The sequence below is a fragment of the Microbulbifer agarilyticus genome (genome assembly GCF_020171345.1).
In the GTDB taxonomy this organism is placed as follows: Bacteria; Pseudomonadota; Gammaproteobacteria; order Pseudomonadales; family Cellvibrionaceae; genus Microbulbifer; species Microbulbifer agarilyticus_D.
On sequence record NZ_JAIUZM010000001.1, the window covers coordinates 659,357 to 685,541 of the forward strand.

General features: G+C 57.1%; 26 protein-coding genes. 10 read left to right on the forward strand and 16 right to left on the reverse strand.

Annotated features, from left to right (window positions below; translation table 11 throughout):
* Positions 1 to 6: 6 nt before the first annotated feature.
* The 8 genes from LCM31_RS02630 to LCM31_RS02665 all read right to left on the reverse strand — a co-directional run bounded on the left by LCM31_RS02630 (position 7) and on the right by LCM31_RS02665 (position 5,497).
* Complete coding sequence (locus tag LCM31_RS02630) at positions 7 to 216, reverse strand: hypothetical protein (RefSeq protein ID WP_224867304.1); 210 nt, start codon at positions 214 to 216, stop codon at positions 7 to 9.
* A gap of 102 nt (positions 217 to 318) precedes the next feature.
* Positions 319 to 960 (reverse strand): urease accessory protein UreG, encoded by a 642-nt coding sequence (gene ureG, locus LCM31_RS02635; protein ID WP_224867305.1) that lies wholly within the window; start codon positions 958 to 960, stop codon positions 319 to 321.
* Between the two features lie 29 nt (positions 961 to 989).
* Positions 990 to 1,679 (reverse strand): urease accessory protein UreF, encoded by a 690-nt coding sequence (locus LCM31_RS02640; RefSeq protein ID WP_224867307.1) that lies wholly within the window; start codon positions 1,677 to 1,679, stop codon positions 990 to 992.
* On the reverse strand, positions 1,660 to 2,178 hold the full coding sequence (locus LCM31_RS02645) for an urease accessory protein UreE (RefSeq protein ID WP_224867309.1): 519 nt from the start codon (positions 2,176 to 2,178) through the stop codon (positions 1,660 to 1,662). Before LCM31_RS02645 ends, LCM31_RS02640 begins: the two co-directional genes overlap by 20 nt.
* A gap of 17 nt (positions 2,179 to 2,195) precedes the next feature.
* Positions 2,196 to 3,911, reverse strand: coding sequence for an urease subunit alpha (ureC, locus tag LCM31_RS02650; RefSeq protein WP_224867311.1), 1,716 nt, complete (start codon positions 3,909 to 3,911; stop codon positions 2,196 to 2,198).
* On the reverse strand, positions 3,908 to 4,243 hold the full coding sequence (locus LCM31_RS02655; protein ID WP_224867313.1) for an urease subunit beta: 336 nt from the start codon (positions 4,241 to 4,243) through the stop codon (positions 3,908 to 3,910). The genes ureC and LCM31_RS02655 overlap by 4 nt, the downstream gene beginning before the upstream one ends.
* A gap of 15 nt (positions 4,244 to 4,258) precedes the next feature.
* On the reverse strand, positions 4,259 to 4,561 hold the full coding sequence (locus tag LCM31_RS02660; RefSeq protein WP_224867316.1) for an urease subunit gamma: 303 nt from the start codon (positions 4,559 to 4,561) through the stop codon (positions 4,259 to 4,261).
* Positions 4,562 to 4,588: 27 nt separating this feature from the next.
* Positions 4,589 to 5,497, reverse strand: a complete 909-nt coding sequence (locus LCM31_RS02665; RefSeq protein ID WP_224867318.1) for an urease accessory protein UreD — start codon at positions 5,495 to 5,497, stop codon at positions 4,589 to 4,591.
* A 187-nt stretch (positions 5,498 to 5,684) separates the two neighbouring features.
* Here LCM31_RS02665 and LCM31_RS02670 point away from each other — a divergent pair, with 187 nt between their 5' ends.
* The gene (locus LCM31_RS02670; RefSeq protein WP_224867320.1) at positions 5,685 to 6,233 is read left to right on the forward strand and encodes a thioredoxin family protein; all 549 of its coding nucleotides are present in this window, start codon (positions 5,685 to 5,687) and stop codon (positions 6,231 to 6,233) included.
* 58 nt (positions 6,234 to 6,291) lie between these two features.
* Here LCM31_RS02670 and LCM31_RS02675 read toward each other — a convergent pair whose 3' ends face one another.
* The gene (locus tag LCM31_RS02675) at positions 6,292 to 6,999 is read right to left on the reverse strand and encodes a glutamine amidotransferase-related protein (RefSeq protein WP_224867322.1); all 708 of its coding nucleotides are present in this window, start codon (positions 6,997 to 6,999) and stop codon (positions 6,292 to 6,294) included.
* Between the two features lie 216 nt (positions 7,000 to 7,215).
* Between LCM31_RS02675 and LCM31_RS02680 the strand changes: the two genes are divergently transcribed.
* The 3 genes from LCM31_RS02680 to LCM31_RS02690 all read left to right on the forward strand — a co-directional run bounded on the left by LCM31_RS02680 (position 7,216) and on the right by LCM31_RS02690 (position 11,220).
* Complete coding sequence (locus tag LCM31_RS02680) at positions 7,216 to 7,959, forward strand: OmpW/AlkL family protein (RefSeq protein WP_224867324.1); 744 nt, start codon at positions 7,216 to 7,218, stop codon at positions 7,957 to 7,959.
* Between the two features lie 263 nt (positions 7,960 to 8,222).
* Positions 8,223 to 9,824 carry an AbgT family transporter gene (locus LCM31_RS02685; RefSeq protein ID WP_224867326.1) on the forward strand — a complete coding sequence of 534 codons (1,602 nt, stop codon included), beginning with the start codon at positions 8,223 to 8,225 and terminating at the stop codon, positions 9,822 to 9,824.
* Positions 9,825 to 9,909: 85 nt separating this feature from the next.
* Entirely contained in the window at positions 9,910 to 11,220 is a 1,311-nt protein-coding gene (locus LCM31_RS02690; RefSeq protein WP_224867328.1) for a M20 family metallopeptidase, read from the forward strand.
* Positions 11,221 to 11,292: 72 nt separating this feature from the next.
* Here the strand turns inward: LCM31_RS02690 and LCM31_RS02695 are convergent, their stop codons facing one another.
* The gene (locus tag LCM31_RS02695) at positions 11,293 to 12,747 is read right to left on the reverse strand and encodes a DEAD/DEAH box helicase (protein ID WP_224867331.1); all 1,455 of its coding nucleotides are present in this window, start codon (positions 12,745 to 12,747) and stop codon (positions 11,293 to 11,295) included.
* Positions 12,748 to 13,261: 514 nt separating this feature from the next.
* Here LCM31_RS02695 and LCM31_RS02700 point away from each other — a divergent pair.
* Positions 13,262 to 14,167: a bile acid:sodium symporter family protein gene (locus tag LCM31_RS02700; protein WP_224867333.1), complete on the forward strand. Its 906-nt coding sequence runs from the start codon at positions 13,262 to 13,264 to the stop codon at positions 14,165 to 14,167.
* A gap of 77 nt (positions 14,168 to 14,244) precedes the next feature.
* On the opposite strand, the gene LCM31_RS02705 is transcribed toward LCM31_RS02700, so the two are convergent.
* Positions 14,245 to 14,754, reverse strand: coding sequence for a GNAT family N-acetyltransferase (locus LCM31_RS02705; RefSeq protein WP_224867335.1), 510 nt, complete (start codon positions 14,752 to 14,754; stop codon positions 14,245 to 14,247).
* A gap of 206 nt (positions 14,755 to 14,960) precedes the next feature.
* Between LCM31_RS02705 and LCM31_RS02710 the strand changes: the two genes are divergently transcribed.
* Both LCM31_RS02710 and LCM31_RS02715 read left to right on the forward strand, forming a co-directional pair.
* Positions 14,961 to 15,629, forward strand: coding sequence for a cupin domain-containing protein (locus LCM31_RS02710; RefSeq protein ID WP_224867337.1), 669 nt, complete (start codon positions 14,961 to 14,963; stop codon positions 15,627 to 15,629).
* A gap of 126 nt (positions 15,630 to 15,755) precedes the next feature.
* Positions 15,756 to 18,146, forward strand: coding sequence for a penicillin acylase family protein (locus LCM31_RS02715; RefSeq protein ID WP_224867340.1), 2,391 nt, complete (start codon positions 15,756 to 15,758; stop codon positions 18,144 to 18,146).
* Positions 18,147 to 18,315: 169 nt separating this feature from the next.
* On the opposite strand, the gene LCM31_RS02720 is transcribed toward LCM31_RS02715, so the two are convergent.
* Positions 18,316 to 19,143 carry a DUF2306 domain-containing protein gene (locus tag LCM31_RS02720; RefSeq protein ID WP_224867342.1) on the reverse strand — a complete coding sequence of 276 codons (828 nt, stop codon included), beginning with the start codon at positions 19,141 to 19,143 and terminating at the stop codon, positions 18,316 to 18,318.
* 188 nt (positions 19,144 to 19,331) lie between these two features.
* On the opposite strand from LCM31_RS02720, the gene LCM31_RS02725 reads away from it, so the two are divergent.
* The 3 genes from LCM31_RS02725 to LCM31_RS02735 are packed head-to-tail and all read left to right on the forward strand — an operon-like array spanning position 19,332 to position 21,725.
* Positions 19,332 to 20,624 carry a sensor histidine kinase gene (locus LCM31_RS02725; RefSeq protein WP_224867344.1) on the forward strand — a complete coding sequence of 431 codons (1,293 nt, stop codon included), beginning with the start codon at positions 19,332 to 19,334 and terminating at the stop codon, positions 20,622 to 20,624.
* On the forward strand, positions 20,624 to 21,298 hold the full coding sequence (locus LCM31_RS02730; protein WP_224867346.1) for a response regulator: 675 nt from the start codon (positions 20,624 to 20,626) through the stop codon (positions 21,296 to 21,298). Before LCM31_RS02725 ends, LCM31_RS02730 begins: the two co-directional genes overlap by 1 nt.
* Positions 21,282 to 21,725: a hypothetical protein gene (locus LCM31_RS02735; protein WP_224867348.1), complete on the forward strand. Its 444-nt coding sequence runs from the start codon at positions 21,282 to 21,284 to the stop codon at positions 21,723 to 21,725. The genes LCM31_RS02730 and LCM31_RS02735 overlap by 17 nt, the downstream gene beginning before the upstream one ends.
* Positions 21,726 to 21,818: 93 nt before the next feature.
* Here the strand turns inward: LCM31_RS02735 and parE are convergent, their stop codons facing one another.
* The 4 genes from parE to LCM31_RS02755 form a co-directional block, all read right to left on the reverse strand.
* Positions 21,819 to 23,705, reverse strand: a complete 1,887-nt coding sequence (gene parE, locus LCM31_RS02740; protein ID WP_224867350.1) for a DNA topoisomerase IV subunit B — start codon at positions 23,703 to 23,705, stop codon at positions 21,819 to 21,821.
* A 77-nt stretch (positions 23,706 to 23,782) separates the two neighbouring features.
* On the reverse strand, positions 23,783 to 24,460 hold the full coding sequence (locus LCM31_RS02745; protein WP_224867351.1) for a YqiA/YcfP family alpha/beta fold hydrolase: 678 nt from the start codon (positions 24,458 to 24,460) through the stop codon (positions 23,783 to 23,785).
* Positions 24,461 to 24,468: 8 nt separating this feature from the next.
* Complete coding sequence (locus tag LCM31_RS02750) at positions 24,469 to 25,128, reverse strand: hypothetical protein (protein ID WP_224867353.1); 660 nt, start codon at positions 25,126 to 25,128, stop codon at positions 24,469 to 24,471.
* Between the two features lie 209 nt (positions 25,129 to 25,337).
* The gene (locus LCM31_RS02755) at positions 25,338 to 26,138 is read right to left on the reverse strand and encodes a metallophosphoesterase (protein WP_224867355.1); all 801 of its coding nucleotides are present in this window, start codon (positions 26,136 to 26,138) and stop codon (positions 25,338 to 25,340) included.
* Between the last annotated feature and the right edge of the window lie 47 nt (positions 26,139 to 26,185).

Sequence of the window (26,185 nt, forward strand, 5' to 3'; positions counted from 1 at the left end):
AGCCGGTTAGTCTTCTGACTCTTCCTGCTTGTTAGTACTTTTTCTTAACAAAAATACTGCTACGGCGCTAACTGCCAGTGCCATCGCGACCCACAACACATGATGCAGGTCGTGCACCACACCCGATGGAGCATGCCCTTCGTGAGCATGCGCAATAAGACTTATGGACATAGCTATCCATATCGCCACTAGCTTTAAAACTAACTGCATTTTCATACGACTTCCTTCCTAACAGTTTTCTCAAATCGTTAAATAAACAGTATTTTATTAACCCAACTTTCGCGTCAGGACCCTTCTGGCTGTGTCGAGTTTGCTCAACTAAGCAACCGCTGGAATCGCTTTTTCCTCCAACATCCCCTCGCGCACAATAAACTGAATAATATCCTTTAACCCCTGCTGCGCTTTCAGGTTCGAAAACACAAACGGGCGCTCGCCACGCATTTTTTTGGCATCCCGATCCATTACGTCCAACGAAGCGCCGACTAGTGGTGCGAGATCAATCTTATTGATCATAAGTAGGTCCGAGCGGGTAATGCCGGGACCACCCTTGCGAGGAATCTTGTCACCGGCGGAAACGTCGATGACGTAAATAGTGAGATCCGACAACTCCGGGCTAAACGTAGCACTGAGGTTGTCGCCACCGCTCTCCACAAATACGACATCCAGCGCGCCATGACGGACAATCAATTCATCAATTGCGGCGAGGTTCATGGAAGCATCTTCCCGGATAGCTGTATGGGGGCAACCACCAGTTTCCACACCAATAATTCGGTCCGCGTCCAGCGCTTCATGCCGAGTGAGAAACTGTGCGTCTTCCTGTGTGTAAATATCATTGGTTACTACGGCAATCTGGTAGTGGTTGCGCATCGCGGCACACAGTTCCCGCAATAATGCAGTTTTACCCGAGCCTACCGGCCCCCCAATGCCAACGCGCAGAGTTTGTTTTTTTCGTGAAGTCATCGTTATCCCCGAATTATTTTTGAGAATGTTTAAGACCGGAATAGGCGGCTGTATTGGGTTTCATGACGGGCACTGGCAATAGCCAGCATTGGCAGGCCAGCGCCAAGATCATGATCCTGAAGTTGTCGCGCTCGCTGCATCGCAGCCGGAACTTCCCGCTGCAGCTCGCCAATCAACTGTTGCGCCTGAGTCTGCCCAAGAGGCACCAGCTTGGTCGCGGCGGCGACCTGGTTTTCAAGCCAGGACCAAACAAACCCGAGCGTGGCCGCCTCCTCGTTGAGTTGCCAGTGATGCGCCGCAACTGCAAAAGCTGCGACAAAGCTGATATCACCATCCAGATGCGTCTGTACAATATCCAGCTGTGCCAGCAGGCGCATCAATGCCGCACCTGTTGCCGTATCCGTGAGTCGCAATTCACGGGTTTCACGGCACGCCAAGGTGTACTGATTCCAATACGCGAGCTGGTGGTTTTCTCCCGCTTCTGCGTCATCCGCCTGTAACGCTCGATGGCAGCGCATTAGCAGTGGGCAATCTACGCCGGCGATGGATTCCAGCAGCTGCACCGACAGCCATTCACGGGCACCGCTAAGGTCGGTTATCCAACCGGCCTCTACAGCGAACTCCAATCCCTGTGAAAACGCATAGCCACCTACCGGCAAGCTAGCACTGGATAGCTGCAGTAAGCGCAGTAATGCCGTATCAGTGGTGGTGATGCTCATGGGTTGTGTCAGAATTAGCAGAATGGCTGTGGGAGTGACTATGAGAGCTAGCGTGACCGCCACTGTAGGCACCGGATTCGGGCACGAATACCGTGCGCTCTTTCTTCAAGGTTAACCCCAGTAGCTCGAGCATCTCCTCCAACACATGATCCGGAGTAATACGCAACCAACGCTCACCATCTGTATCGGCAATCTGCAGCTTTACGTGACGATTGCCCAAGTGGTAGCAAGCGCGGCTAAACATCTGCCAGTCCGCTGCGTAGGCAGTTGTTACGGGTTCGTCCGCACCCACCACCTGAATGTTCTTACCACATTCACTCTGCAATATTTCGCCCACCAACAGCGGCTTGCCGCGCTCCAGGAAAACTCGAACTTCGTGACCACCTAATGTGGTTGCACGCAGCCGCCCACGGTCACGCTGCAAATGATCGAGAACAACCTGCTCCGTTGCAGACGCATCGTTTCGAATTCCGAGCCGTCGATATACATCCAATTTCACTCTGGCCTCCTTTGGAATCAGAACAGGCAATAGCGCTGTGCCAGGGGGAGTTCTGTGGCGGGTTCGCAGGTAAGTAGCTCGCCATCGGCACGCACTTCATAGGTTTGCGGATCCACACTCACATCTGGCTGCCAGTCGTTTAGTAACATGTCCTTTTTGCGCACGCTGCGGGTGTTTTTACAGGGAGCAAGCGTGCGCGCGAGCCCGAGCTTTATCCCAAGATCTCGCTCCATCGCAATTTGTGAAACAAACGTCAGTGAGGTCTTTGCTGCAGCAATACCGTGAGCGCCGAACATCGGACGGTAGTGCACCGGCTGCGGTGTAGGGATTGACGCGTTTGGATCGCCCATTGGGGCTGCGGCGATCATGCCACCTTTGATAATCATGGATGGCTTGATACCGAAGAAGGCTGGCTTCCATAGCACCAGGTCCGCCAGCTTTCCCTCTTCGATGGAACCCACTTCGTGGGCAATACCATGAGTAATAGCGGGATTGATGGTGTATTTGGCTATGTAACGACGCGCGCGAAAATTATCCGCACCAGCGGTATCGCCGGCACGATCTTCCAACAGGGTTCCCCGCTGGACTTTCATTTTGTGTGCGGTTTGCCAGGTGCGTGTAATCACCTCGCCCACACGCCCCATCGCCTGCGAATCGGACGCAATCATGCTGAACGCGCCCAGGTCGTGGAACAGATCCTCCGCAGCGATGGTTTCCCTGCGAATACGCGAGTCCGCAAAAGCGATATCTTCCGGAATACTGGTATCCAGATGGTGGCATACCATCAGCATATCCAGATGTTCATCTACGGTATTTACTGTATACGGTCGCGTGGGGTTGGTCGACGACGGCAGAACATTGGCTGAAGCACAGGCCTTGATGATGTCCGGCGCATGACCGCCACCGGCGCCCTCCGTGTGATAGGTGTGAATCGCGCGTCCCTTAAATGCATCCAGCGTGTCATCTACAAAGCCGGATTCGTTTAAGGTGTCGGTGTGTATTGCTACCTGTACATCGTATTTTTCTGCAACGGTGAGACAGCAATCGATCGCCGCGGGGGTAGTCCCCCAGTCTTCGTGTAATTTGAGTCCACAAGCCCCGGCTTCGACCTGCTCTTCGATGGCTTTTGGCAAACTGCCATTACCTTTGCCAAGGAAGCCAAAATTCATTGGCAGGCTATCGGTGGCCTGCAGCATTTTGCCAATATTCCAGGGGCCGGGCGTGCACGTTGTGGCATTCGTGCCGGTAGCGGGGCCGGTCCCCCCGCCAATCATGGTGGTGACACCCGACATCAACGCTTCCTCCACCTGCTGAGGACAAATAAAGTGAATGTGCGCGTCGATAGCACCTGCGGTAAGGATTGAACCCTCGCCGGCAATAATTTCCGTCCCGGGGCCAATGACAATGTCGACCGCCTCCTGCACATCGGGATTACCGGCTTTACCAACACCGGTAATTCGCCCGTTTTTCACTGATACGTCGGCCTTTACCACACCCCAGTGGTCGAGAATCAGGGCATTGGTAATCACCAGATCGGGCGTCTCTGCGCATGAACGCTGACTCTGCCCCATTCCGTCACGAATAACTTTGCCACCGCCAAACTTGACCTCGTCGCCGTAGCGAGTGAAATCTTTTTCCACCTGCAGCCACAATTCGGTGTCGCCAAGACGAACGCGATCGCCAGTGGTTGGGCCGAACATCTGTGCATAACTTTCCCGATCCATCTGGCTCATGGCTCGCATACCTCCACAGCATCGAGCGCACCCATGACTTCACCGCGGAATCCATACACTTTGCGGGCGCCGGCGTAAGCCACCAGCTCCACTTCGCGCCCCTGGCCGGGTTCAAACCGTACCGCCGTCCCCGATGCAATATTCAAGTGAAAACCACGGGCACGTTCGCGCTCGAATCGGAGCGCGGGGTTTACCTCGTAAAAGTGATAGTGAGAGCCAACCTGCACAGGCCGGTCACCGGTGTTTTCTACACGCAGGGTCCGTGTTTCACGCCCTGGATTAAGCTGAATATCGCCTCTGTCTGCGGCGACCTGAATTTCTCCGGGAATCATCTTGCTGCCTCCGCGTTAGCTGATGGGGTTATGTACCGTCACGAGTTTGGTTCCATCGGGGAAGGTGGCTTCTACCTGTACCTCGTGTACCAGATCGGCGACGCCCTCCATCACCTGATCTGTACGCAAAATTTCGCGACCAAAACCCATTAGTTCGGCAACACTTTTTCCATCGCGCGCGCCTTCAATGATTTCCATCGAGATTAACGCCACCGCTTCCGGATAGTTCAATTTCAAGCCACGGGCGAGACGTCGCTCGGCCAATAGTGCGGCGGTAAACACCAGCAACTTATCTTTTTCTCTGGGCAATAATTCCATGGAAAACCCGCAATTATTTTATTGAATTCATGTGCGCCAAATCCTCGGTGCACAGGCACTGCGCCCGAGTAGCTGCGGACGCATGTAGCACCACGTTTGGCTCAACAATTCACGTACTTCAAATGCACAACGCCCCAACACGCGCACTACCAGCATATTGGCCACAAGGGTGACTCCGCCAAGGCTATGCGTATTACCACACGTTAAAATCTGGCGGCACTCCGCCATCGCGTCATCGCAAACCGACTCCGCAAACGGCCCCATTACCATCACCCCGTTTACCGGAAAGTTACTCAGCCCCGCTTTGGAGCACAGCATGTCAACCGCGGGATCCCCCAATCGCAGTGAGTCCAACAGCAACGGCACACCATCCAAGAAAATTTCCAGACGCTGATGCAATCGACTTTGGTGAAACGATTCGCCTCGGGCTGGCAACCCCAGTGATGTCACCTCCCACCCTGCAAACAGCGCTCCCGGTTCCAGGTTCACGCGGGTGTGCATGGAGCCATTGGCACCGGGATAAGCGATGTTCTCCAGAGGCAACCACTCAAGACTCGCGCCTGCGGCAATTTGCAACAGGGTGTTTTGCCGCTGCAGCAGGCCATCACCGCGCGCTCGGTACACACGGCCGGCGCCGGTCGTGGTCACCAGTGCCCGTGCACGCTCTGCGACAGTGATGCGGATATCCAGTTGATCCCCGGAAACCAGGCCACCGGGGGGGTGCAGCAGGTATATGTGTGCCAGATCCCGCCCTTCGGGGAAAAATGGTTTCTGTACATACAGCGGACCCCGGTGATGATTTTTTGCCAGGCGACAGCCTCGCCCATCACGCTCAAATACCAGTTCCAGCCCCGCCAACCAGCGGCTCGCACTACTGCTCGCGCTTTCGGAGTAACCAAGGCCTTCAGAACTTTGTGAGGTGGCGAGCTGATTCATCAAAAACGTGCAAGCAGGGCAACACACGACTGCCGTCAATTCGTTGGATTAGAGGACAATGGAAACAAGAATCGAGGAACGACGGTATGCGTCAATTGACGTAGTTAAGTGCCGCCGACTCCGGTAGACCCAAACTGTAGGAAATTCGATACACTTTGATGCCCACCCACCTTGCAAGGAGCACTCCATGGCCCTGACCCCATCCACCATGATTCCCCTCGGCACCCCCATGCCGGCATTCTCGCTACCCAACGCAGATGGAAAGGTGGTCGACAGTAATGAATTTAATGGAAAGCCGCTGGTGGTGATGTTTATCTGTAACCACTGTCCCTTCGTAAAGCACATCGCCGATGGGCTGGCAGCTTTTTGCAAGGACACTGTGGCCAAAGGCGTTAACGTTGTGGCAATCAACAGTAACGACTTTGCCAGTTACCCGGCGGACAGCCCGACCAAAATGCGCGAGGAAATCGCACTGCGGGGATATGAATTTGAATATCTGGTGGACGAGGACCAGTCCGTGGCCAAAGCGTTTGACGCAGCCTGTACGCCGGACTTTTTCCTGTTCGACGGAGACGGGAAGCTCGCGTACCGCGGGCAGTTTGATGACAGCCGCCCAGGTAACGATGCGCCGGTCAATGGGAAGGATTTATACGCTGCAGTGAACGCGGTGTTGGTGGGAGAGAAACCTGTGGAAGATCAGGTGGCGTCGATTGGCTGCAACATTAAGTGGAAGTAATTGTTGATGAAATATTCCCGGTGGCGGCACCGGGAACATTCAAGCATGTCATCCAGTGCTAGGCGGCGCTTTTCAGGAACGCCAGCATCCAGCGCGCTACCGCGCTCTCGTGAATGTCGTTGTGCAGAGATTCCTTGCCCTTCTCGACCATATCTTCGCCGAATACTTCTTTGCGCAGCTCCATCAAACCCTTTGAGTAAGGCTTGGTGAATTCCGGGTGTGCCTGCATGGTAAGCATGTGCTCACCGACCTGTAGCATTGCATAAGGGCAGAAATCGCTGGAGGCAATCACCTTGGTCTCGGGCGGCAACGCCACCACCTGATCCTGGTGGCTGACCAGCAGGCTGAATTCCGCCTGCGGCTCGGTCATCCACGCTGGCGTCTCCTGCACCTCGTAACTGTGCACCCCGACACCCCAGCCCTTGTCGGACTTGCGCGCCTCACCACCCAGGGCATGGGCAATAATCTGGTGACCAAAGCAGATACCCAGGGTCGGCTTCTCGCAGCGGCGCAGCTCGCGCACAAACTCCATCAGCGGCGCTATCCACGGCTGATCGTCATAGACGCCAGTTTTACTGCCGGTAATCAGGTAGGCGTCCACTTCGTCGATATCCGCCGGGTATTCACCGTGCTGCACCTCGTAGGTGACAAACTCCAGCGCGTCATCCTCACGCTTCAGTAGCGCCGCAAACATCTCCGGGTACTCACCGAATTCGGCCACCAGCTGCGGGCGCACATCGTCCGTTTTGAGAACACCAATCTTCATTACTTCACCCATATACAGGCCTATTACCAACAAGGATCATTTTTGTGATCACATTATTGCCGCAGTGCGCGCAGGCCACAAGCCCAGATCCGAATGTCACCCAATCAAACGCAAGAAAGTTTCTCCATTCGACAGACAGCTAGACTGAAAGTGTCGTGCAAAATGGCAATGCAAGACTGCATTGTCGCACCTCTAGGAAGTTCAAGGAGCGATCTTATGAAGAGACTCAGTCTGGCCGCCGCATTTGTCGCCGCCACCCTCGCCAGTAGCCAGTGTCTGGCCGATCTGGAGCAAGGCGACTTTATTGTCCGCATCGGCTGGGGGCTGGTGGATCCGGATGATGATTCCGACCCGCTGCTGATCGATAACACGGTCGAACTGACGAACACCCGGGTTCTTGTGGACGATGGCGATAGCGCGACCTTTACCGGCACCTGGATGTTCGCAGACCATTTCGGCCTCGGGTTACTGGCGGCACTGCCGTTTGAGCACGACCTGGATGTCATCGGCCTGCCCAACCCCGACAACCTCGACGCCCGGCTCGGCAAGGTGGATCTGGGCAGTATCGAGCATCTGCCACCCACACTTACCGTGCAGTGGTTTCCCACGTGCAAAGAGTCCTGGGTACAGCCCTATTTTGGCCTCGGGGTGAATTTCACCACCTTCTCGGACGAAAGCATCAGCACCGTTGCCAATGACTACTTCGCGGATGTGCTCGGGGCCATCAGCCGTGCCAATCTCCGTCTCGACGACTCCTGGGGGCTCGCCGGCGAAATCGGTGTGGATGTGATGTTCGGGCCGGACAGTAACTGGCTGTTCAATGCAGCCGTTTGGTACCTGGATATCGACACCGAGGCCAAGATCGACTTCCGCAGCCGCGGCGATACCTTTACCCGCATCACCACCGATGTGGATATCGACCCCTTTGTTTACTCGATTGGTATCGGCTACAAGTTCTAGACGCTCCCCCGCACGGGCCCGCCAGGGCCCTCGCTCCCCCGGCATCGCCCCGGCAAACATTGGATTCGGCGCCACCCCTCTGGCAGCCGCTGCTTTAATGTGCCGATAATTGGGCACCGCAGCATCGACGCCCCCCAAAAAGCTGACAAAGTGGCAGAATAAGCACCTGTACCACCACCCACGAAGTCATCGCTGCCATTTTCATGTATGATTGCGCGCCAACTGACTATTTTTTAGCCGGCAGGTGAACCAGAGGAGACATAATGACGACATCCACCTCCCCCAGCGAGATCCAACCCGGAGCCTCCGGCAAGAAAACCGCCTTTACCCGCTTCCTCGATACCGTGGAGTGGCTGGGTAATCTGCTGCCCCACCCCATCACCCTGTTCGCCATATTTGCCCTCGGCGTGATCGTGCTGAGCGGTGTCGCATCCTTCTTCGGGCTTTCCGTGGTCGACCCGCGCCCGGAAGGTGCCGCTGGACGCTCTGCAGACGGCGTTATCCATGTGGTGAACCTGCTGTCCGGTGAAGGCCTCAGGACAATTGTTACCACCCTGGTCACCAACTTTACCGGCTTCGCGCCGCTGGGCACGGTGCTGGTGGCCCTGCTGGGTGTGGGGATTGCGGAGCATTCCGGCCTGCTCTCCGCGGCCGTGCGCGGCATGGTACTGAAGGCTTCCAAGCGCACCGTGACCGTAATCGTGGTGTTTGCCGGCATCATCTCCAACACCGCGTCTGAACTCGGTTACGTGGTGCTGATTCCGCTGGCCGCAATGATTTTTCACTCCCTCGGCCGCCACCCACTGGCGGGCCTGGCCGCCGCGTTTGCGGGTGTCTCTGGCGGATACAGCGCCAACCTGCTACTGGGCACCGTCGACCCACTGCTGTCGGGCATCACCGAATCCGCCGCGCATATGATCGACCCCAACTATGTGGTGGGTCCGGAAGTGAACTGGTACTTCATGATTGTGAGTACCTTCCTGATCACCATTGTGGGCAGCTGGGTAACCCTGGCGATCGTGGAGCCGAAACTGGGCAAATACGATAACAGCGAAGCTTCTGTCGACCTGTCCCAGGACAAAATGACCGAACTCAGCGATGATGAGAAGCGTGGCCTCAAGTATGCAGGCCTCGCTGTACTGGGCGTGTGCGGTTTGCTGGCACTCACCATCGTTCCCGAGTGGGGCGTGCTGCGCAATCAGGAAACCGGCGCTGTGGCGGGCTCCCCGTTCCTGAAAGGCATCGTGGCACTGATCGTGGTGTTCTTTGCGGTTCCGGGCTTTGTCTACGGCAAGACCGTGGGCACCATGAAGAATGATCGCGATGTGATCGACGCCATGTCCCGGAGCATGGGCACCATGGGTATGTACATCGTGCTGGTGTTCTTCGCCGCGCAGTTTGTGGCCTTCTTCAAGATGACCAACCTCGGTACTATCTTTGCAGTACTGGGTGCCGAGGCCCTGCAGAGTATCGGCCTGACCGGCCCGATTCTGTTCCTGTTCTTTATCATGATGTGTGGTGTGGTGAACCTGAGCCTCGGCAGCGCCTCGGCCCAATGGGCGGTGACCGCGCCGATTTTCGTGCCCATGCTGATGCTGCTGGGCTACGCGCCAGAAGTCATTCAGGCGGCCTACCGGATCGGCGACTCGGTCACCAACATTATTACCCCGATGATGAGCTACTTCGGCCTGATCGTATCCTTCGCCACCCGCTACAAGAAAGATCTGGGTATGGGTACGCTGATCGCAACGATGATCCCCTACTCCATCTTCTTCTTCGTTGGCTGGACCGCGCTGTTCTTCCTGTGGGTATTTGTTGCGGGCATGCCGGTAGGGCCGGGTGCGGCGACTTACTTCACTATGTAAGGACACAGAGTCACAAAGATTGATTCCTACCGCGGTGCATGGTTTGCTTCACTCGAGCCATGCACCGTAAAACAGGATTGTTCTTGTGAAAAAGCCCCTAAAAGCCCTCTCTCTTTCCGTCCTGGCGCTTGTTAGCCACGGCGCTCTCGCCCAAGCACAATCAAACAATCTCGACACTGCCCTCAAGAAAACCGGGCCAAACGTGATCGAGTGGCGACGACATATCCATCAGAATCCGGAACTGGGCAATCGTGAATTTGAAACCGCCAAGTACATTACTCGACACCTGAAAGACCTCGGTATGGAAGTGGAAACCGGTATCGCCCACACCGGGGTGATTGGTTTCCTCAAGGGTGGCCAACCCGGCCCCACGGTGGCACTGCGCGCGGACATGGACGCGCTGCCGGTAACCGAGCAGGTGGACCTGCCCTTCGCATCAAAGGCAACAACCCAGTACAACGGTGAAGAAGTTGGTGTGATGCACGCCTGCGGGCACGACACCCACGTGGCCATGTTGATGGGTGCCGCCGAGGTGCTGGCCGGTATGCGCGACGAACTTGCCGGCAATATCCTGTTTATCTTCCAGCCCGCCGAAGAAGGCGCACCAGACGGCGAAGAAGGCGGTGCCGAGTTGATGCTGAAAGAAGGCTTGTTCAAGAAATACAAGCCCGCCGTGGCGTTCGGCCAGCACGTGACTTCCAGCCTGCCCTCCGGTGTCATTGGCTACCGCTCCGGGCCACTGATGGCGAGTTCCGATCAGTTCAAAATTCATGTGCATGGCCGCCAGACGCACGGCTCCCGCCCCTGGGGCGGCGTCGATCCGATTACCGCCGCAGCGCAGATCGTGATGGGCACACAGACGCTGGTTAGCCGCCAGATTGATATCACCAAAGAACCTGCCGTGGTTTCCTTCGGCATTATCGACGGTGGTGTGCGCAATAATATTATTCCCGACAGCGTGTACATGAACGGCACCATTCGTAATTTCGATATGGATAACCGTCAGGAAATTTTTAAACGCTTGAAGGTCACCGCGGAGAAAATTGCCGAAGCCAGTGGCGCCGCGGCAAAAGTGGAAATTCTTGAGGGCTACCCGGTAACCGTCAACAACCCGACACTCACCGAGGAAGCCATTCCCGCGCTAAAAGCCGCGGCTGGCGACGACAAGGTAATGGTGATTCCGAAAATTACCGGTGCCGAGGACTTCTCTTTCTTCGCCAATGAAATTCCGGGCTTCTACTATTTTCTTGGGGTTACCCCCAAGGGTACAGATCCTTCCACCGCTGCCAGCAATCACTCACCGCAGTTTTACGTGGATGAGAGCGCCCTGAAAATTGGCACTAGGGCGATTACCCAACTGGCCATCGATTATCTGGACAGGCAACAAAACCAGTAATGGATAGCAATAAAAAAGGCGATCTTACGATCGCCCTTTTTATTTATAGCGCCTGAGCAAAAAACTCTACGCTTACGCCGACTCGGTACGGCGTTGCGGGCGGCGACGGCGCTGCCCCGGCTTGGCCGCTGTATTGCCATTGCTATTACCATTGGCAGCACGATTACCTGAACGGCTGTTGCCACTGCGGCCATTGCCGTTGCGCCCTTCCGAATGATTACCATTGGCGCGGTTGCTGGAAGCGCTACGATTCCCAGACGGCTTGTTTCCACCAGACTTATTGCCGGAAGGTTTGTTACCGCCAGCCTTGCCGTTGCCCGACTTGCTGCGCCCACCACCGCCGCGGCGAACCTGTGAACCTTTGCCGACTTTTCCGCCGGATTCCGGCACCACGTGGTCCGGTTCAAAGCCCTCAATTTCTTCGCGCTCGATCGGCTTCTGGATCAGTCTTTCGATATCGCGCAATTGCTTGATTTCATCCGCGGAAACCAGGGATACCGCCTGCCCGGATGCGCCGGCACGGCCGGTGCGCCCAATACGGTGTACGTAATCTTCCGGCACATTCGGCAAATCGAAGTTCACCACCTGCGGCAGCTGGTCGATGTCGATACCGCGCGCGGCAATATCCGTGGCCACCAGGATCTGCACCTTGCCGTTCTTGAAATCTGCCAGCGCTTTAGTACGCGCATTCTGGCTCTTGTTGCCATGAATCGCCGCTGCGGGAATACGGTGCTGTTCCAGTTGCTTCGCCAGGCGGTTGGCACCGTGCTTGGTACGGCTGAATACCAGCGCCTGGTGCCAGCCATTTTCCTTGATCAGGTGACACAGCAAAGATGCCTTGCGGGACTTGTCCACCGGGTGCAGTTTTTGCCTTACGGTCTTGGTGGTGCTGTTGCGCGGCGCCACATCGATTTCCACCGGGTCGTTTACCAGCCCCTTGGCCAGACTGCGAATTTCCGGTGAGAAGGTGGCGGAGAACAGCAGGTTCTGACGCTTCTCCGGCAGCACGCGCAAGATTTTTTTGATGTCGTGAATAAAACCCATATCGAGCATGCGATCGGCTTCATCCAGTACCAGCGTTTCCAGGCGATCGAATTTGATCGCGCGCTGGTTGTACAGGTCCAGCAGGCGGCCCGGGGTGGCTACCAGGATGTCCGCACCACCGCGCAGGCGCATCATTTGCGGATTGATTTTTACCCCACCGAACACAACGGAGTGTCGCATGGGCAGGTGTTCACTGTAGCTTTTCACATTGTCGAACACCTGCGCAGCGAGTTCGCGCGTCGGGGTCAGTACCAGAGCACGTACCTGGTTGTTGCGCGCGCGCTGGCCGGCACTCAGCCGGTGCAGTAGTGGCAAGGTAAAACCGGCGGTTTTACCGGTACCGGTCTGTGCCGCCGCCATGACGTCGCCACCGCGCATCACCACCGGAATGGCTTGCTGCTGGATAGGGGTAGGTTGGGTATAGCCCTGCTCCGCCACGGCGCGGGCAATTTCCGGCACAAGGCCGAGATCTTCAAACAACATAATGTATCTTCTTGCAGGCGACCGCAGTACAACACCGGGTCAACCAGAGGTAAATTCGTGAAACGCGCGCTGAAACCGCAAAAAATTGCCATGTTCCACAGTCGGTTTCGAGTTGCCGCCTTAGGCGTAGGCCGAAATTCCAATTCGGCTGGGTGCGGCATTCAGTAGGAAGAGTTCAGGCACACTGATGAGTACAGTGTTCTAGAAATGAGCCGGGAAATGGTCCGGCCTACAGATGACGCATCTGGCGCAATAGCCAGCCGCGGCACTATACCACAGCGCGGCAGACTGCCTAGTTTTAAATTTACGCTCGCCCGCTTTGCAGTGTCGGGCCCATGATGTAGTCCCGCGAAACCTTCGCCCCAGTAACCAGAGACCACGCTCAACAACAGAGCAGCATGAGAAACCGTTGACATTGTCGCCGCCAGAGGGTTTTCTAAGGTACGCCAAGCGATAAAGAACGCTGTTCTGGGCTATATATAACAACAGTTAATAATAATTTCCGGAGCTTCCCATGGAATCGAGCCCCCTGATCTCTATCGGCCTGCCGATCTCACTGTTTATCATCATGATCGGCATTGGCATGACCCTGACGGCCCGGGATTTCCATCACGTCACGGTCAAACCGGCCGGGCTGATCCTCGGCAGCATCACCCAGATACTTTTGATGCCAGCCATTGCCTTTGCACTAGCGTGGGCACTGTCGCTGCCACCAGCCATGGCAGTGGGCCTTGTGGTCATCGCAGCCTGCCCCGGCGGCACCACCTCCAACCTGTTTACTATGCTGGCGCGCGGCAATGTCGCCCTGTCCATTGTGCTCACCATCTCGGCGAGTTTGATTACCATCATGACGCTACCGATATTCGCCAACTATGCGCTGCAGCTGTATTACGGCGCGCAACAGGAGATTGCTCTGCCATTCGTGCGCACCGTGCTGATGTTGTCCGCAATCGTGCTGCTGCCGGTTGCCATCGGCATGACCGTCAAGGCATGGCGCCCCACATTTGCGGCGCGCGCAGAAGGATTTGTGAGTATTTTCGGCGGGCTGGTGCTTGTGTTACTGGTTGTGGGCATCGTTTACGGAATACGCGACCGCTTCTTCGACCTGATGGCGCAGGCCGGCCCCGCCACCATTGCCCTGAACCTGCTCGGTATCGTGCTGGGCTTCCTGAGCGCGAAGCTCGTGGGACTCGGCAAACGTGAGGGCCTGGCGATTGCCACCGAACTGGGGATTAAAAACGGCACTCTCGGCCTGATGGTGACACTGACCCTGATGCACTCCAATGAGATGTCTGTGCCGTCGGCAATCTACGGAGTCATCATGTTCCCGATCGGCTTTATGCTGGTGGCCTATGGACGCCGGGTAGTGAAGCAGGGAGAGGCAGCTGGCACCTACGAAGATCAGCTCAACCCCACCTAACAACTCATAACTCTGATATCGAAAGGGGGCCAGTTTAAGCTGGCTCCTTTGTATTCCACCACCAATCGACCGCAATATCAGGCAGGCTTGTCGACGCGATAACAGCTGTACTCCAGCGAGCTCCCCGCCAGCTCCTTGGTTTCCGAATGCGAAAACACTGCACCGACTTTTTCCGCCGCTTTCTGCGAGCGGATGTTCTCGGGGCCAATGTGCAACCAGATACGTTCCACATGCTGGAACGCATAATCAAACATGAGTTTCTTTACGCGGCCGTTCGTTTCCCCGCCCCAGAGTTTGCGCGAAAGGAAGGTATAGCCGATTGCCACTTCCCGCCCCGGCTGATAATCGTAATATCGCGTACTGCCAATTATCTCGTCGGTAGTCCGATCGACAATCTTCAGCGTAGATCCATACTCCATTGCGGACTCAAACCATTTTTCAAATTCACTACGCTTATAGCGATCTTTTGCTGGATGGTCTGCCCATAGAGCCTTGTCGTTAGCGACACGGAATAAACCATCGAAGTCCGTCACCTGCAGTTTGGATATCTCAACCACCGGATCCTGAAGTGTTTTCGTTAAGTCCATCTGATACACCATATTTGTACAGCCAGCTCCATAGCCACCACTATTGTTTTCATCACGCACAGCAACAGCGGGACCATCTTGGCAATCACTGATTAATATATAATGAAACCTCGATTAGTTATACGGAAAGGCATCAACGCATAACTTGCCCCCTTCCTCCTATAACTTGCGATAGGTTGAGCAAACTTGAGTATTCAGGCACTTATATGACAACGCGTATCAACGCCGATTTTTCCCAAAGAGTGGTAGTCCGCCCGGAGCAGTATGATTGGGTGGCGTCGCCGATGCCCGGCGTAGAACGCATGATGCTGGACCGGATTGGCGACGAGGTTGCTAGAGCAACCTCAATTGTTCGCTACGCACCAAACAGTGCATTCTCACCCCACGTCCACTCGGGTGGTGAAGAATTCCTGGTGCTGGAGGGTGTCTTTTCCGATGAGCACCGGAACTATGGCAAAGGCAGTTACGTACGCAATCCAGTCGGCACCTCCCACACACCGAAAATTGGCGCAGAAGGCGCAACCATTTTCGTCAAGCTGCATCAATTCGACGAAGCCGACAAAGAACAGAAGGTAATCGACACCAGTACGCAACCCTGGCTTCCGGGGCTGGTAGGCGGACTGCAAGTTATGCCCTTGCACGAATACGGTACCGAGCGTGTCGCGCTGGTAAAGTGGGCCCCCAATACGCAATTCAACAGCCATCAACACTGGGGCGGTGAGGAAATTTTCGTAATAGAGGGCACCTTTCACGACGAGCACGGCAACTATCCGGCGGGCTCCTGGTTGCGCAGCCCGCACTTCAGTCGGCATACCCCGTTTACGAAAGAGGATGGTGCATTGATCTATGTTAAGACCGGGCACCTGCCGTCATAAGCAATAAAAATTTAGCAGATTAAAAAGGTGATTAACTGTTCTGCAATGTGGACATACAGTCAGCGCTGGCAGGCAAAAAAATGGTGATATGATCACCGCGCACAAAACAAATAATCAGGTTTCAACATGCCACGTTGGTTGAAGCAGCTTGCCGCTGCAGTTTTTATTTTGGTGCTTGCGATCGGCACCTTCCTTACCATCACCCTGCGCGCGAGTCTGCCAACACTCGACGGCGAGATTACGGTGGATTCTGGCCTCGGCGCCCCGGCGACACTGGCGCGTGACGACAAAGGTATCGCGGTGATTACCGCGGCCAACCGCCTAGATGCCGCCTATGCGATGGGCTTTGCCCACGGGCAGGACCGTTTCTTCCAAATGGACCTGGCATCCCGTCTCGCCAGCGGTGAGCTCGCAGAGCTGTTTGGCAACATTGCGGTTGAAGCCGACAAGAAATATCGCGTGCACCAGCTGCGCCGCCGCGCCGATGAAGCGCTTGCGCAGATCCCCGCCGTGGATCGCGCCATTCTGGATATCTACGCTGAGGGTGTGAATGCGGGACTCGCCAGTCTCGGCAGCAAGCCTTTCGAGTATCATTTGTTGCGTGTCGAGCCCAAACAGTGGTCCCCGACCGAGTCCATGCTGGTGTCCATGTCGATGTTCATCCAGATGACCGGCAAGCTGGCGCAATCGGATTACGCCCGGGACCTGCTGCTGCGCGCCGGCGGTGAAACCCTGCTGGAATTCATCCAGCCCCAGGGGACCCAGTGGGATACCGCCATTGACGGCACCAAGTATGCGACGCCGGCAATCCCATCGGAGTCCACCTTCGTGATTAACGGTACGAGCGAACCCAGCGAGACCAACGAGCTGGCCGCCGTAACCCCCGAACCTGGCCCTATGAACGGCTCCAACAGCTGGGCCATCAGCGGCGCCAAGACCAGCCACGGTGGCGCGCTGCTGTCCAATGACCCACACCTGGGTATGGCCATACCGCATATCTGGTACCGCGTGCAGCTCAATTACACCAATGCCGCGGGCAATGCAGTGCACATGAACGGCGTGAGCTTCCCCGGTATGCCGGCCATGGCCATCGGCACCAATGGCAACGTCGCCTGGAGCATGACCAACTCGGCGGGTGACTGGGCCGATTACATCATGCTGGACCACGATGAAACCCACTACGAAGCCCCCGAAGGCCGCCAGGCATTCGATCGCCAGAGCGAAACCATCCTCGTCAAAGGTGAAGAGCCGCTGTCACTCGAAATTGACAACACCATCTGGGGCCCTGCCGTCACACTGGCAGATGGGCAGCGCGCGGCCTACCGCTGGTTGGTGCATCACGCGGAAGCATTGAATCCGCTGCCATTCCTGAACCTGGACGATGCGGCGACCGCAGCAGAGGCTGCGGACATCGCCCATCGTTCCGGCATCAGCCCGTTTAACTTTGTGGTCGCGGACAGCGCAGGGGAAATCCTGTGGACGATTCTCGGCCGTATTCCCGAGCGCGGCAACGTGCCGAGCGAGCGTCTGGTACCCTGGCAGCAAGTGGACGATACCTGGCGCGGCTGGTTGCAGCCCGCGGACTACCCGATGATTACCAGCGAACAACTGGATTACATCTGGACCGCCAACAACCGCATTGTCGGGGACAAGATGCGCGACCAGATCGGACGCGGCACCTATGCCCTCGGCACCCGCGGCTGGTTGATCGAGCAGGACCTGATTGCCACCGAGCGCTTCGACGAACTGCGCATGACCGAAATGCTGCAGAACAACCGGGCGGAAACCGTCACCGGTTGGCGCGACCACCTGCTGAGCTGGATGGAGCCGCTGCACGACCTGTCCGCAGAAGAGCACAGTGCACTAACAGCCCTCACCGACTGGACCGCACGGGCAGCCTTAGACGACGTCGGCTACACCGTGGCGCGCGAATACCAGCGCGAATTCACCCGCGCAATGAACCGCGCCCTGCAGGAAACCCTGGTAAACAACGAAGTGATTTCTGCGGAACACGATGAGGTATGGCTGTTCAACAGTAACAGTGAGGGCGCCTTGGCCAAGATCCGCGACCAGCAACCAGCACACTGGCTGCCCGAGGGCTTTGACAACTGGCTCGCGTTCCAGCGTTCGGTGTTGCAATCGGTACTCTCCGATCTGGTTGAAAAACACGGTACGCTGGCGCAGGCAAACTGGGGCAAACACAACGCGCTGCAAATGCACCACCCACTGGCCTCGGCACTGCCCGCATTCCTCGGCGACCAGCTGAATATGCCGGCGAGTGAACAGGCCGGTGACAGCTACATGCCGCTGGCACAGCGCCCCAAGCACGGCCAGTCGATGCGCTTTGTAGTAAGCCCGGGTAAAGAACAAGACGGCTTCCTGATTATGCCCGGCGGACAGAGTGGTCACCCACTTTCCGATTTCTATACCGCCGGTCACGCCGACTGGGTGAATGCAGAAAATACTCCGCTACTGCCGGGAGCGGTGATCCACACGCTGACACTCTCGCCCCAGTAGGGCGAAATCCCAGCCCCAGCTCCTGACCACCCGCTGGTGGGGGGAGCTGGCAACCTCTGGGCGGTAGCAGAATGTAAACACGGTATTACCTTGCTTATGCCCACACGCACCTAGCCAACCTTAGCTTCATAATTAATACCCGCCACTTCGACAGTCCCTCTCAGTCAGCTCACATCCGCGGCAACCACATACCCATGGTCGCAGCAAAGATGCCGATGACCATAAAAATGGTCAGTGGTACCAAGGTGCCCACGAAAGCAATCTGGGTACGCTGCCGGGCAACAGGCTTTTGGCAATGGAAATACCATTCCAGCATGGCCAGCGGAAGCAGGTACTGCGCAAATCCCAGAAAGTACAGGAAAGGCCCGGTGAAAGATTTCCAGTCGATACCCCAGCCACCGGTGAGCATCGCCCACCCCATCAGCGCCACACGGAAGAACCATACTGCACTGGCCGCCATAAACAGCCGCAATGCCCAGCGGCGATGTTCGCTAAACCGGCCAGCCATTGCCGTGCGCAATGCCAGAAAGGCAAACACGAGTATCAGCACACCATCAATCGATATGGTGATCTGCGACATGAGGTTACCGATGGTGTGCCGGGTCCAGGTCATGTACAGGCCGGCAATACTGCTAATAACCGCGGCGAACAAGTAACTGCGCCCCAACCAACGGTGGAAATTCGGCGCAGAGCGGCGTACTGCGGGAATCAACTGCAGAGGTCCGCCGCCAATCACGATGACCGCCAAAAGCACGTGACTTACCGCTGCCAGATTGCCCAGCGTGTCCCCCTCGCGAAACCCTCCCGGCAGATGCAGTCCCTCGAGGCCGTGCAACCCGGACTGGGCAATGGGCGGATAAAAGACTGCCAGAATGTACACTACAAAAATCGCGTGGCCGATCGCTGCGGCAGTAAACCAGCTTTTTACCGTCAGGGTGACCGCCCGCCGGGCATCAAAGGGTTTGGGCAAGGAGGGGCTGAGCACAGCTTCGTTCATGGGGATTCTCCAGGTGTTTACATCTGGGTTGGGACTGAATGTGACTGCGAGCATGATCCTCTTCTGCAGGTCGCCACACATCCGCCAAAAGCGGGATTTTGATCTCCCCCAAAAGGAGGAGACGCACCCGCTGCCGACTCCACCGCAAGGCTCATGACAGCTCCCCACGCCTGGTTTAGCATGCACGAATGACATCGCGCCCCAACACATCAGCGTCGGACACCCCTGACACCTCTCACTCCCATACAGAATTGCCCAAACGGCCGGTATGGCAGCCAATCCGAGGGCCCTTCGAGCGCTGGCCACATTTAACCGATCTGTTGCTCGCCATACTCGCCCTTTTATTAACCCTGCTGATGTGGTCGCGCACTGGCGATGTACTCGCGTTACAAAGCCTGTGGGACGTGGCGGCTTTCCAGTGTGCGTTCATAGGCTGCTTCGCCCTGCTGTGGCGCCGCACACACCCCTGGCAGGTGCATGCGGTTGTACTTGCCGCCATGCTGATACTAGAGCTGGGCTTGCCCGCCAATGGCGTCGTCGCCCTGGCATTTTCGCTCTACACGCTCGGCCGCTATGAAGCGAATACCCGGGCCAGTTTTATCGGGGTCATTGCCGCCATCGTGTTTGTGGCAATCGACCAGAACACCCTGGTTCAACCCACTGCCGGCGGTACTGTGACGGTGATGCTGGTTTGGGCGCTGTGGTATATCGGTCGCCGACTGCGTTTTCGCGGCGAGTACCTTCGCTTACTGGAAGAAAGAGCAGATTACCTGGAACGCGAGCGCAACGCCGAGGCCGAACGCGCGGTGGCCGCGGAACGCACGCGCATCGCGCGCGAGATGCACGACGTGGTGGCCCACCAGGTCAGCCTGATGACGGTTCAGGCCGGCGCTGCCAGAGCGATCAGTCGCAACAACCCGGAAGCTGCGAGTGAGGCATTAGCCGCGGTGGAAGCGGCAGGTCGCCAGGCCATGGCAGAAATGCGGGATTTACTCGGTGTGTTGCGCCCCGCCAGCGATGCAGCCGCCCTGACACCACAACCGGGCCTGGATGATCTGACGGCCTTGATCGAAAAAGTACGCTTGGTAGTACCCAAGGTGGAATACGACAGGCAGGGTGATCTGGAATCGGTACCCACCGGCGTTTCGCTTGCCGCCTACCGCATTGTTCAGGAGTCTTTGACCAACGTGGTTAAGCATGTCGGCTCGAAGGCCAGCGTGTACGTGAGCGTAAAGGCTGAAAAAGAATGTCTATCCATCCGCGTCTGCAACGATGGACACAGCCCCGCTGAGCCAAGCGGCGACACTAAATTTGGCGATGAGCCTAGTACCGGACCTCATTCCCGGCCTCATACCGGACATGGAATTGCCGGTATGCGTGAGCGCGCAGAATTACTCGGCGGCCACTTGCACGCGGGGGTACTCGCCCACGGCGGATTTGAAGTAACCGCGCAATTACCCACAGCGACAGGGAGAAGATAATGTTGCGAGTCATGGTGGTGGATGACCAGGCCCTGGTGCGGCGAGGCTTTGCCCTGGTGTTGGATAACGAGCCCGACATTGAAGTGGTCGCCGAGGCCGGCACCGGTGTGGAGGCGATCGAGGCCGCACACGCCCAGCAGCCGGATGTTATTTTGATGGATATCCGTATGCCGGAGATGGATGGCCTGGAAGCCACCGCGCGCATCCTGGAAGCCGGCGACACAACATGCCGGGTCATCATCCTCACCACTTTCGATCCCGACGAATACGTGTTTCGCGCACTGCGCGCGGGCGCCAGTGGCTTTGTACTAAAAGATATCCCACCGGAAGCACTCGTCGACGCGGTACGCACGGTCGCCGAGGGCGGTGCCATGCTCGCTCCCGGCATCACCCAGCGCCTGATCAGCCAGTTCGCGCAAAAGTTGGGAAGCGAACGCGACCTGGCCGAACGCCTGCAGCGGCTGACATCCCGCGAACGCGAAGTACTGACGGCCATCGCCGCGGGTAAAAGCAATGCCGAGATTGCCGAAGCCCTGTTTATTGGGGCGGCCACGGTAAAAAGTCATGTCTCCAGCTTACTGTCAAAGCTGGGGCTACGTGATCGTGCCCAGGCGGTAGTCTTCGCTTACGAATGTGGCTTGGCAACCCCGGGGGAGCATGATGTCGGCTTCTAGTGCCACGCGCGATTCTCAGCGCAACGCGCTGTATAACCTCGCCGCAGTCGGTGCTGCGCTTCTCGGTTTGCTGCTGGTTCTCGGCGCCCGCGGACATTTTGTCGCCGTCTGGCCACTGCTATCCGACGACACAATTGGCATTTCCCGACGCTTGCTGCTGATATTACCCGGCGTGATGCTCGCCGGTACCGCCGCACTAAATTTACTACTGTGCAAATCGCTCTGGCAGCGGCGGGAGTACGCAATCAATCTGACGCTTGCCGCCAACCTGATTGCAGCAGTGTATTTAATTTACCTGATGATCCGCGGCGTGCCCGGCCATCCCATCGGCACCTTTCTCGCCTTGGAAACTTCCTTTGTCATCCTATTGGCAGGTATACGCTTGGGCCTGGTTTGGCCTGCGCTGGCGGATGTAGAAAAGCGTTAAGCTACTTGTTGCGACAAACATCGCGCGCGATTTCTTTTTTATTTATGAACACAAAAAAGCCCCGCAGAGCGGGGCTTTTTCTTGACCGGTAATTTAACCGACCTCGGCGAGGTTGCCTTTGCTTTCCAGCCACTGCTTGCGATCACTCGCACGCTTTTTCGCGAGCAGCATATCCAGTAACTGGTTGCTGTCGTCACCAGACTCAATATACAGCTGCACCAGTCGGCGGGTGTTCGGGTCCATGGTGGTTTCACGCAATTGCAGCGGGTTCATTTCACCCAGCCCTTTGAATCGCGTTACCTGAATCTTGCCTTTCTTTTTCTCCGCCGCAATGCGGTCGAGAATGCCCTGGCGCTCGGCATCGTCGAGGGCGTAGTAGACGTCCTTGCCGATATCGATACGGAACAGAGGCGGCATGGCAACGTACACATGGCCGGCAGTAATCAGTGGGCGGAAATGACGCAGGAACAGTGCGCACAACAGGGTGGCGATGTGCAAACCGTCGGAGTCCGCATCCGCGAGAATGCAGATTTTGTTGTAGCGCAGGCCTTCCAGGTTGTCACTACCCGGATCCACCCCAAGCGCCACGGCAATATCGTGCACTTCCTGGCTGGCGAGGATTTCACTGGAGTCCACTTCCCAGGTATTCAGGATCTTACCACGCAGCGGCATGATCGCCTGGAACTCGCGATCCCGCGCCTGCTTGGCGGAACCACCCGCAGAGTCACCCTCCACCAGGAAAAGTTCGGAGCGACTGGCGTCGCCACTGGAGCAGTCGGCGAGCTTGCCGGGCAGTGCAGGCCCCTGGGTGACTTTCTTGCGCGCGACCTTTTTCGCCGAGCGCAAACGCTTCTGTGCATTGCTGATACACAGCTCAGCGAGCTTATCGCCTTCTTCGGTGTGCTGGTTCAACCACAGGCCGAACGCATCTTTGGCCACCCCAGAGATAAATGCGGTGGCTTCACGGGAGCTCAAACGCTCCTTGGTCTGCCCGGAAAACTGCGGGTCGGCCAGTTTGGCAGAAAGTACGTAAGAGCACTGGTTCCAGATATCTTCCGGCCCCAGCTTTACCCCGCGGGGCAGCAGGTTGCGGATTTCGCAGTACTCGCGCATGGCATCCAGCAGGCCTGCGCGCAGGCCATTCACGTGGGTACCACCTTGCGCAGTGGGAATCAGGTTTACATAGGATTCGGCGGTAACCTCGCCGCCTTCTGGCAGCCACTGTACCGCCCAATCAGCCGCTTCGGTTTCCGCCGCGAAGTTGCCCACGAACGGTTCCGCCGGCAGCACTTCCCAACCCTGGTTTGCGCCAGCAAGGTAATCCTTGAGGCCATCTTCATAAAACCACTGGTCGGATTCGCCGTCCTGCTCATTGATAAAGGTGACGTTGAGGCCGGGGCACAGTACCGCTTTGGCGCGCAACAGGTGACGCAGGCGCGGGACCGAGAATTTGAAGGAATCAAAATACTTGGGGTCCGGCAGGAAACGCACGCTGGTGCCGGTGGTGCGCTTGCCACACTCGCCCACCACTTCCAGATCAGACGCTTTGTCACCGTCCTGGAAACCAATTCGGTGGATCTTGCCGTCGCGCTGGATGGTAACCTCGAGCACTTTGGACAGGGCATTCACCACGGACACACCCACCCCGTGCAGGCCGCCGGAGAACTGGTAGTTGTTGTTGGAGAACTTACCACCGGCGTGCAGCGTCGACAGGATTACCTCCACACCGGGGCGCCCCTGTTCCGGGTGGATATCCACCGGCATACCGCGGCCATCATCACTCACGGAGATGGAGTGGTCCTTGTGCAACACCACTTCGATCTTTTTCGCATGCCCGGCGAGGGCTTCATCGACACTGTTGTCGATCACTTCCTGGGCGAGGTGGTTGGGACGGGTGGTTTCGGTATACATCCCCGGGCGCTTTTTCACCGGGTCGAGTCCCGTCAATACCTCGATATCTTCTGCGGAGTAATTGGCCATAGATTTTGTTCGCCGTGGCCGGCGCCTACTGCTTGGGTGTTGTTATGGGTCTTGTTACAGGTTCTAAATGGGTGTCGTCAGCGATCTGCAAACAGGAAATCTACCAGCGGTGGCATATAGCGATCAAATCCCTGAAAGCTGTGATCGCCACCTTCTTCCACGGTCTGGCGCTGCCCCAGGTAAAACTGCTCGGCTTCACGACAATCCAGAGTCTCATCACCGCGCTGGGCAAGTAGCCAGTAGCGGCCGCCCAATGTTCCGGGGATTTCCGCTTCCAGGCGCTGCATATTATCCACATCCTCACGCTGTAAGCGGTAGGTGAAATCCTCACCACTATAGGGCTTCAGGTTCTGATCGAAATAGTTCGGCATAAAGCGCGAAGGCGTCACCGCCGGGTTCACCAGCACCGCCGGCAGCTTGTGCTGCTCCGCCAGCCAGGTACTCCAGAAACCGCCCATGGAGCTGCCCACAAGGCCGATGGGCCCCAGATGCTGGGCGATGAAATCTGCCAGTGCCTTGCCCAGCGCTGCGGCAGCCTGCGCCGGATAAGGCGAGATCAGCGGCGCGTAGAACACAATATCCGGACGACTCGCCTCCAGCCACTGCTTCAACTGCTGACATTTGAACGACTGCGGCGAAGATAGAAACCCGTGCAGGTAAACAAGCAGGGGGCGATCGTGGCCGGTATGGGTATCAGATTGCGACATGCGGGGGATTATAACGATGCCGCCGGCAGATGTACCGGCGGCAGGCATCAGATCTCTTAACGCAGGGACTCGTCCAGACTGGCAAAGGCGCGGCGCAGGTCCACACGCATATCGTGCCAGAAGGTCACGTTATTGAAGCGTTCGAGACGGCCACTGGGCCCAAAGCTGCCAAAGTTTTCGCCGATGTCGCGGCGGTCGCTGAAACGCATCACGGGGTTACCGTTACTGTCGATCAACTCGCCAGACAGTACACCGTAGGCACTCTGGGTGGTGTAGGTACGCCAGGGCGATACCAGCGGGTCGATGGGCGCACCGAGAGCAAAGCGGCTCAGGTCCAGTTGCATCACATAATCCGCTTCGGCGCGGTCGGCAACCAGCTGGCTCTGGCGGGGCTGCAGGAAGCGCTCGTTCAGGGTTTCACCCAGCAACTCCTGCAACCTGACCATATCCTTGTCACGCAGCTCGTAGTCCTTGGCGCGCAGAGGCGAGGTCGTGCTGGGGTGACGCTTGGTGTACTCCACCGCAACCGGTTCCAGGTAAACCTTGGCACCACTGAGATCGAAGGCAAACGCCGCACTGACACTATCGAGACCGGTTTTGCGTGGGACTAGACCGTCCTGCTCATCCGCCTGCGACGCAACCGGGGTTTGCACACAACCGGCAACCAATACCGCGGCGACCAACAGGGAGAGTATGTATGGATAACGTTTCTGCATGGTGACCTCACTTCCTGATGAATGCGTTAGGGCTGCGGGGCCGCCAGTCGTCGCCTTATAGCAGACCAACCGCTTCTCCGCTCGAATCCGGTACCACCAAACCGCGAATTCAGGTGCCACTTTATAATAGACAGCCGGCCGTGTGGTCATCAACGACAGGTTAAGAAGCGCAAAGGGGAGATTACTCTGTGCGCGAGAGAGAAACCGGATCAGTATCCCGAGGAGGCCAGATCAACGCTGTATTCGGCGATGGCCACGCGCTCCACGCCGGTTTCATAACTGCCATCCTGGTGCAGGTCGAACCAGCGGTAACCGGGCATCTGGTCATCCACCGCAAAGGGGCCACTGCCCGGGGTAAACTGCACCGAAGTGGAAGGCGTTGCATGCAGTCCGACGCTACCGAGTTGGTTGTCATACTGCTGATGTACGTGCCCCCAGGTGATCGCACGCACGTTTGGCGCGCTGCGCACCAGCTCGATAAAGGCATCACAACCTTCTCGCAGCATATGGCCATCAATCCAGTGGCTGCCCACTGGCACCGGCTGGTGATGCATCATCAGCAGCAGGTGAGCGTCGCTGTGGCTGGTGATGAGCTGCTTGATACGGGCGAGCTCCTCAGCACTGAAGCCACCGCAGATCTGCCCGGGCACACTGGTGTCGAGCAGCAATAAACGCCAGTTGCCAAGTTCAACAACTTCCGGACGGCGCTGCGGCGCCAGTTGATCCATGCGTTGCGGGTTGTCGTGATTTCCGGGAATCCAGTACCAAGGTGAGGCAACCCGCTGCATCTTGTGCAAAAAGCGGCGGTAAGCGGCCTCGGAGCTGTTGGCGGACACATCGCCGGTCACCACCATGACTTCAGGTGGCACAGCACCGCCCTCAAGGACCGAGAGAACTTCGTCCAGGGTGTGGCCGGTATCCAGACCGAGCAACTGATAATCAGGCCGACCGCCAATATGGGGGTCGGTAATCTGGATCAGTCGATGTACTGTTTCTGGATGGTTACTCACTATCTCACCTTGCCGCTACGTCCGTGTCTGCCTGCTATTCCTTTTTG